The organism is Promineifilum sp. (SeqCode) (assembly GCF_041918635.1).
Classification (GTDB): domain Bacteria; phylum Chloroflexota; class Anaerolineae; order Promineifilales; family Promineifilaceae; genus Promineifilum.
Window position 1 is genome coordinate 1 of record NZ_JAYRVJ010000714.1, and the last position, 7,280, is coordinate 7,280.

Consider the following 7,280-nt stretch of genomic DNA (forward strand, 5'->3'; position numbering starts at 1 on the left):
CAACGAGCCGTCGTGGGTGGCGATCAACAAGCGCACGCGCCGGCCGCTGGCTATCGGCGCGGAGGCGCGCGAGATGGTCGGCCGCACCCCCGGCGACATCGTCGCCATTCGTCCCCTGCGCGACGGCGTCATCTCGGAGTTTGAGATCACCGAGGCGATGCTCAAATACTTCATCGACAAGGCGCACGAGCAGATGCTCGTGCCCTTCCCCCGCCCGCGCGTCGTCGTCGGCGTGCCCAGTGGCGTGACGGAGGTCGAGAAGCGGGCCGTCTACGACGCCACCATCTCGGCCGGCGCGCGCGAGGCCTATCTCATCGAGGAGCCCATGGCCGCGGCCATCGGCTCCGGCCTGCCCATCATCGAGTCGCGCGGCAGCATGGTCGTCGACATCGGCGGCGGCACGACCGAGGTGGCTGTCTTCGCCATGGGGGGCATTGTCGTCAGCCGCTCCATCCGCGTGGCCGGCGACGAGATGGACGAGGACATCATCACCTACATCCGCAGCAAGTACAACCTGCTCGTCGGCGAGCGCATGGCCGAGCGAGCGAAGATCGCCATCGGCTCCGCCTTCCCCCTGCCCGAAGAGAAAACGATGTCGGTGCGCGGCCGGAACCTGATCAGTGGCCTGCCCCAGGTAGTCGAGATCAGCAGCATCGAACTGCGCGAGGCCATGTCGCCGTCCATTAACGTCATCGTCGATACCGTGCTCGACGCGCTGGACGAGACGCCGCCGGAGCTTGTCTCCGACCTGATCGAGACGGGCGTCTGTCTGGCCGGCGGCGGGGCAATGATCCAGGGGTTGGCCGACCGGCTGGAAGACGCGGTCAAGATGCGCGTCTGGGTGGCCGAAGACCCGATGACCTGTGTGGCCCGCGGCGCCGGCCGCGTGCTGGAAGACCTGGATAACTACGAGCGCGTCCTCGTCGGCCTCCATCGGGGTAGTACCCGGCATTAAGGCGCGACCGGCGCGCCGTGCGCTATGAATGTAGGGCGAACACAGCAGCGAATACGGTGGTTTACCCTGGCGATTCTCGTCGGCGTGGCCATGCTGCTGACCATCCTCGACAGTACGGGCACGCTCGACGGCGTGCTCCGCTTCCTGCGCGACCCCATGACGGGCATTGCCGGCTGGACGTCGGCCCGCACCGAGGCCGTGGCCGACATCGTCTCCGGCCCGCGCAATCTGTCGAGCGCGCTGGAGGAGATCGACCGCCTGACCGCCGAGAACGAGGCCCTGCGGCGCGAGAACGAACAACTGTTGGAGGCGCAAAGCGAGGGCCAACTGCTGCGACAGTTGTTCGACCGCGCCGCCGATAGCCCAGAGTACAGTCGTGTCATGGCCGACGTGATCGGCCAGGACACCAATCCGGCCCTGCAAAGCATCCTGCTCGACAAGGGCTATGACGATGGTTTGCGCGTCGGCATGCCCGTCGAGTCGGCGCGCGGTCTGGTGGGCCAGATCTACCGCGTCACTAACAATGCCGCTCAGGTCGCCCTGCTAACCGACACGTCGAGCGCCATCCCCATACGGCTGGGCACGACGCGGGCGACGGGCATCCTGCGCGGCTCGGGTCGGGGCATGCCGCTGACTATCGAGTGGATCGATCTGCAATACCAGGTCGAGGTGGGCGAGCTGGTCACCACGTCCGGTCTGGGGGCCAAGTTCCCGGAAAACCTGATCATCGGCCGCGTCATCGACGTGGAGCGCAACGAGGCCGAGCTTTTCCAGCGAGCCGTCGTCCAGCCGGCGGTGGACTTTACCGGGATTGAAGTTGTCTTCGTGATCACCGAGTTCGAATCGGTCAACACCGATATCTTCGCCGAGGAGCCATAGCCGTGGGTGTCTCGCTCTACATCGCCATCCCGATCATGGCTCTGCTGGCGGTCGTGCAGACCGCGGTGCTGCCGCGCTTCGCCATTGCCGGCGTCGAGCCGCAACTGCTGTTCGTCGTTGCTCTGGCCTGGGGCCTGGCGCGCGGTCTGGAAGAGGGCGTCATCTGGGCCTTCATCGCCGGCATCTGGGTCGATCTCTTCTCGCTCGCGCCGGTGGGTCTCTCATCGCTGGCTTTCATGGCCGGCGTCGCCGCGCCGCTCCTGATCCGGCCCATCTTGCCGCCGCGCCGTCTGCTCGTCGCCATCTTGCTGGCGGTGTTGGGCACGCTCATCTATTTGGCGCTCTACGTCGTGGGCCTGGCCGCGTTGGGCCGCGGTTTTTCACCGGGGGCGCTGGCCGATCTGCTGCCGATCCTGGCGTTTCATGCCGTTCTGATCGGCCCCATCTATCTACTCTTAGACACAATCGCGCGCACGCTCCAGCCGCGCCGCGTGGAGTTCTAGTACTATGTCCAGCATGGGGTGGAAGCCACCGGAGGAACGCGACCCGGAGATTCAACAGATCCCGGGCATTCGCGGCCGCTTGCTATTCATGCGGCTGGTCATGATCATCGTCCTCGCGCTACTCGTCTACCGCGTCTATTACGTACAGCAGACCAAGGGAACAGAACTGAGCCAGCGCGCCGAGGGCAACCAGTTTGCTACCCTGACGACCGACGCCCCACGCGGCGTTATCTTCGATCGCAACGGCGAGCCGCTGGCGATCAACAAGCCCAGCTTCAACATCACCATCACGCCCGCCTTCCTGCCCGCCGACGAGGATGCGCAGCAGGCCATCTTTGAGCGCCTGTCGCTACTGAGCGGCGTTCCCTTAACCAACACGGTCGAGCAGGAGACGCTTATCGCCACCGCTAACCCGGAACTGGTCAGCACCTACAGCCGGCTGGCGGAAATCTACGGCGCGTCGGTCGAGGAAACGCTGGACGAGGCCGGCGTCCTGCGACAAATACCGGACAGCATCGAAGGCATCGTCGAGGAGAACAGCTTTGCGCCCTACCTCCCGGCCGTCATCACGTCCGGCGTGCCCATCTCCACCGCCTACCTCATCGAGCAGCAGAGCATCTTCCTGCCCGGCGTGCGCGTCCTGCCGCAGCCGTTGCGCGAATATCCGTCGGGCGAATATACCGCTCACATCATCGGCTACATGGGCCCCGTGCCCAACCAGGCCTGGATCGATGAGTTGAACTACGAGCGGGATGACCGCGTCGGCTGGGCCGGTCTGGAGTCCTCGATGGAGATCGAGTTGGCCGGGCAGCGGGGACAGCGGCGCATCGAGCAGGACTGGACCGGCCGCGAGGTGCGGCAGATCGGCGAGGCCCAGGAACCGCAAGCCGGGCTGAACCTGCACCTGACGCTCGACCTGCGCCTGCAGGAGATTGCCTACGATATCCTGGGCCAGTTCTTGGCCGCTAATGAGGCCGAGGGGCGGGTTGACGAGATCACCGGCGAAAGAACCTTTCCTGAAAGTGTGCAGGGGGCTGTCGTCGCCCTGAACCCCAAGACGGGCGAGGTGCTGGCGATGGTCAACCTGCCTACCTTTGACAACAATCGCTTCCAGACCGAAGTGCCGGTTGATTACTATCTCAGCCTGGCCCGCGACGAGTATACGCCGCTGGTCAACCACGCCATCAGCGGCACCTACCCGCCCGGCTCGACCTTCAAGCTGGTTCCGGCCTCCGGGGCCATGGAGGAAGGCACCATTGCGCCGGAGCGCTATCTCTTCGACCCCGGCACCATCGAAATCCCCAATCGCTTCGCGCCCAACGACCCCGGTCGCGTCCAGCCGTTCGTCTGCTGGAATCTGGAGGGGCATGGGGCGATCAATATGTTGTTGGGCATCGCCAACTCGTGCGACGTGTACTTTTACAAGATCAGCGGCGGCTTCGACCAGGACGGCGAATTCGTCGAGGGGCTGACGGTCGACCGCATTGACCTCTACGGCCAGCAGTTCGGCTTTGGCCGCGTCCAGGGCATCGAACTGCCGTTGGAGGCCCAGGGCAACCTGCCCACGCGCGCCTGGAAGCGCCAGACACAGGGCGAACCGTGGTCCACCGGCGATGATTACAACCTGGGCATCGGCCAGGGTTTCATGACCGCCACGCCACTCCAGGTGGCGCAGATGGGCGCGGTCATCGCCAACGGCGGCTTCCTCTTCCGGCCGCGTATCATCCACCACATGACGGACGCTGACGGCAACGTGGTCGTCACCGACAAGGACGGCAAGATTCTCGCCCGCGCCCGCCTTGGACGCAACGGCGAGACCATCCTGACCGACGCCGAGGGCAATCCGCTGGATGACCCGACCATCAACGTGCAATTTGACGCCAACGGCGAGCCTATCTTCCAACCTGAAGTGGTGGATACGCTGGCCGTGGACAAGCGCTATATCGATATCGTCGCTCAGGGCATGGAGATGGTCAACAACCGGATGAGCGACACCGAGTACTTCACCGGCGCGACCTACGTGGATTGGGAAGAGATGGAGCGACAGGGCGTGAACACTGCCGGCAAGACGGGATCGGCTGAGTACTGCGACAACATCGCTATCAAGCGCGGCTGGTGCCGGTTCGAGGACATCGCCCAGCGGCGCATCCTGCCCACGCACTCCTGGTACACCGGCTATGCTCCCTACGACGACCCGCAGATCGCCGTGTCGGTCTTCATCTTCAACGGCGGCGAGGGGTCGCAGTGGGCGGCGCCGGTCGCCTGCCACGTAATGGCCGCCTACTTTGGCCTGGGGCAGTATGCGTCGCTGACGGGCGGTCTGACGCCGGAAGAGGCGGCCGAATTGCCGGAGGTCTGTAGCTCGACTGTCTTTAACCCGGAGTTGCCCCAATTGGATGCGCCGGCTACTCCGGAAGGCGCTGAAGAGGCCATCGTGCCCGAGACGCCCGAGGTTGCCCCGGTGGAGCCACTGCCCGGCGAATGACAGTTCGCCGTTTGTAGTCAGGCGACTCATCGCCGTTCTTCGCGCAGGAATGAAGAACGGTGATGAATCGCCTGACTACGAACAAGTACACGCTGCCCCCTTTTGTGCTATCATTTTCGCATGGCAACGATCATCCTCGTACGGCACGGCGAAAACGACTTTTCGAAAAAGAACAAGCTGGCCGGTTGGCTGTCCGGCGTTCACTTGAACGAGGCGGGTCACCAGCAGGCTCAGGCCGCGGCCCAACGGCTGGCGGCGTTGCCGGTCAAGGCTGTCTACAGCAGCCCCTTGACGCGCTGTGTGGAGACGGCCACCTACATCGCCGATACCCACCGCCTGGCCGTCCAACACCTGGACGAGATCGGCGAGGTGCAGTACGGGGAGTGGGAAGGCAAGAAGATCAAGAAGTTGGCGCAGGAGCCGCTATGGCGCGCCGTCCAGTTCTACCCCAGCCGCGCCCGTTTCCCCGGCGGCGAGGCGCTGCGCGAAGTGCAGTCCCGCGCCATCCAGGCCCTCGAAGAACTGGCCGCGACGCACGAGAAGGAACTGATCGTCGTCGTCTCTCACGCCGACGTGATTCGCCTCTTGCTGGCGCACTACCTGGGCGTCCATCTGGACCTGTTCCAACGGCTGGTCATCTCACCGGCGTCAGTCAGCATCATCTCGCTGAGTCCCGACGGCGTGGTGCGGGTGTTGCGCATGAACGACGACGGCCCACTTAAGATGCCTGCGGCGCGCGCTCCCGAGCAAAAGAGCAAAAAGGAGAAAAAGGGCAAGAAGAGGGCGGCCAGGAAGGAGCAGTCCGCGGCCGAAGCGCCCCCACCCGGGGCCAATGGTCGCGAACCATCCGCCGCTGTCGCGCCCGATGAGGAGGAGTGAGAGGGAGTCATGGCTCACCAGATTGACCTGAACCCGGCAACTCACCTGACGGTCGGCACTATCGGCCCGCCCGGCCAGCGCACCTTCTTCTTGCAGGGCGGGCGCGGCGCGCAGACCGTCTCGTTAACCATCGAGAAGGAGCAGGCCGTGCTGCTTGGCAGCAGCCTGGAGTCATTCCTCGAAGAGTTAAATCGCAAACGCCCGGCCGCCTCGCGCGAGGGCACGGAGCCGGTGTGGATGGATATGCGGCTGCGCGAACCGGTAGAGGAGCTTTTCCGAGTCGGCAACATGGGCCTGGGCTACAGCGAGGATCACGATCTGGTGGTCATCATCGCCTACGAACTGGTCGAGGAGGGCGAAGACCCCAATGTGGTCAGCTTCTGGGCCAGCCGGGCGCAAGTCCTGTCGTTGGTCAAGCACGTCACCGAAGTAGTCAGACAAGGGCGGCCGGTGTGTGGCAACTGCGGCCGTCCCATTGACCCGGAAGGCCACTTCTGCCCCAATCGCAATGGGCACAGACATTAGAATTGGCGCCACATGACAGAGTTGCCAATAGGCGATGTCCTGCACCTGTTACAGAATGGCGCGGTCGAAATCGAGGGGATTCTGCCGTGGAGTTCTAACTACGCCTTCCTGGCGCGCATCTGCGAGGGAGCGTTGCAGGTGGGGGCCGTCTACAAGCCGCGCCGCGGCGAGCGCCCGCTGTGGGACTTCCCCCAGGGCACGCTCTGCCAACGCGAACAGGCCGCTTTCCTGGTCAGCGAGGCGCTGGGCTGGCACATTGTTCCGCCCACGGTGCTGCGCGAGGCCCACCACGGCCTGGGCACCATCCAACTCTACATCGACCACGACCCGGCCCGCCACTATCTGACCTTCGAGGGGGACGCCGCGCTGCGCCCGCAACTTCAGAAGATCGCCCTGCTGGACATCCTGATCAACAACGCCGACCGCAAGGCGGGCCACGTGCTGTTGCAGGAAGCGGGCGACCCGAACGGCCCCGGCCGGCTGTGGGGCATCGACCACGGCATCTGCTTCCACACTGAGCCCAAGCTGCGCACCGTCATCTGGGAGTTCGGCGGGACGCCCATCCCGCCCCCCTTGAAGGAAGACCTGGTGGCGCTGCGCACGCAACTGGGCCAGGCCGAGGACGAGACGCTGATCGCGCTCGGCCAACTGCTGGCCGAGCCGGAGCTGGCCGCGATGAACCGGCGGCTCAACCGGCTCATCGACCGGGCCAACTTCCCCCAGCCCGGCCCCGGCCGCCACTACCCCTGGCCGCCGGTGTAAGAAGAAAAAGAATCCGCAGATTACGCAGATGATTCCTCGTGAACGACGACGCGCGCATTGCCCAGGCTACCGATCTCATCCACGAAGCGCGTCACGTCGTGGCCCTGACGGGCGCGGGCATCAGCACGCCGTCGGGCATTCCCGATTACCGTACTCCCCAATCCGGCCTCTGGGAAAAAGCGGTCGATATGGCCGAGGTGGCGACAATCTACGCCTTCCGCCACCGGCCGCAAGCCTTCTATGATTGGCTGCGCCCCCTCCTGCACGTCGTCCTGGCCGCACAGCCGAACCC

Annotated in this window: 8 protein-coding genes; all 8 read left to right on the top strand. The window is 64.8% G+C overall.

The window, feature by feature from the left end; genetic code table 11:
* Positions 1-955, top strand: a 955-nt coding sequence (locus ACE3UY_RS20865; protein WP_374689405.1) for a rod shape-determining protein, incomplete at its 5' end; no start/stop codon positions are given.
* A gap of 24 nt (positions 956-979) precedes the next feature.
* Positions 980-1,834 carry a rod shape-determining protein MreC gene (gene mreC / locus ACE3UY_RS20870; protein WP_374689406.1) on the top strand — a complete coding sequence of 285 codons (855 nt, stop codon included), beginning with the start codon at positions 980-982 and terminating at the stop codon, positions 1,832-1,834.
* Between the two features lie 2 nt (positions 1,835-1,836).
* Entirely contained in the window at positions 1,837-2,337 is a 501-nt protein-coding gene (gene mreD / locus ACE3UY_RS20875; RefSeq protein WP_374689407.1) for a rod shape-determining protein MreD, read from the top strand.
* A gap of 4 nt (positions 2,338-2,341) precedes the next feature.
* Entirely contained in the window at positions 2,342-4,822 is a 2,481-nt protein-coding gene (gene mrdA, locus ACE3UY_RS20880) for a penicillin-binding protein 2 (protein WP_374689408.1), read from the top strand.
* Between the two features lie 120 nt (positions 4,823-4,942).
* The gene (locus ACE3UY_RS20885; RefSeq protein ID WP_374689409.1) at positions 4,943-5,701 is read left to right on the top strand and encodes an MSMEG_4193 family putative phosphomutase; all 759 of its coding nucleotides are present in this window, start codon (positions 4,943-4,945) and stop codon (positions 5,699-5,701) included.
* Between the two features lie 9 nt (positions 5,702-5,710).
* The gene (locus ACE3UY_RS20890) at positions 5,711-6,226 is read left to right on the top strand and encodes a DUF3090 domain-containing protein (RefSeq protein ID WP_374689410.1); all 516 of its coding nucleotides are present in this window, start codon (positions 5,711-5,713) and stop codon (positions 6,224-6,226) included.
* A 12-nt stretch (positions 6,227-6,238) separates the two neighbouring features.
* Positions 6,239-6,988 (top strand): SCO1664 family protein, encoded by a 750-nt coding sequence (locus ACE3UY_RS20895; protein ID WP_374689411.1) that lies wholly within the window; start codon positions 6,239-6,241, stop codon positions 6,986-6,988.
* Between the two features lie 38 nt (positions 6,989-7,026).
* Positions 7,027-7,280 (top strand): Sir2 family NAD-dependent protein deacetylase (locus tag ACE3UY_RS20900; protein WP_374689412.1); only part of this gene is annotated, 254 nt, incomplete at its 3' end.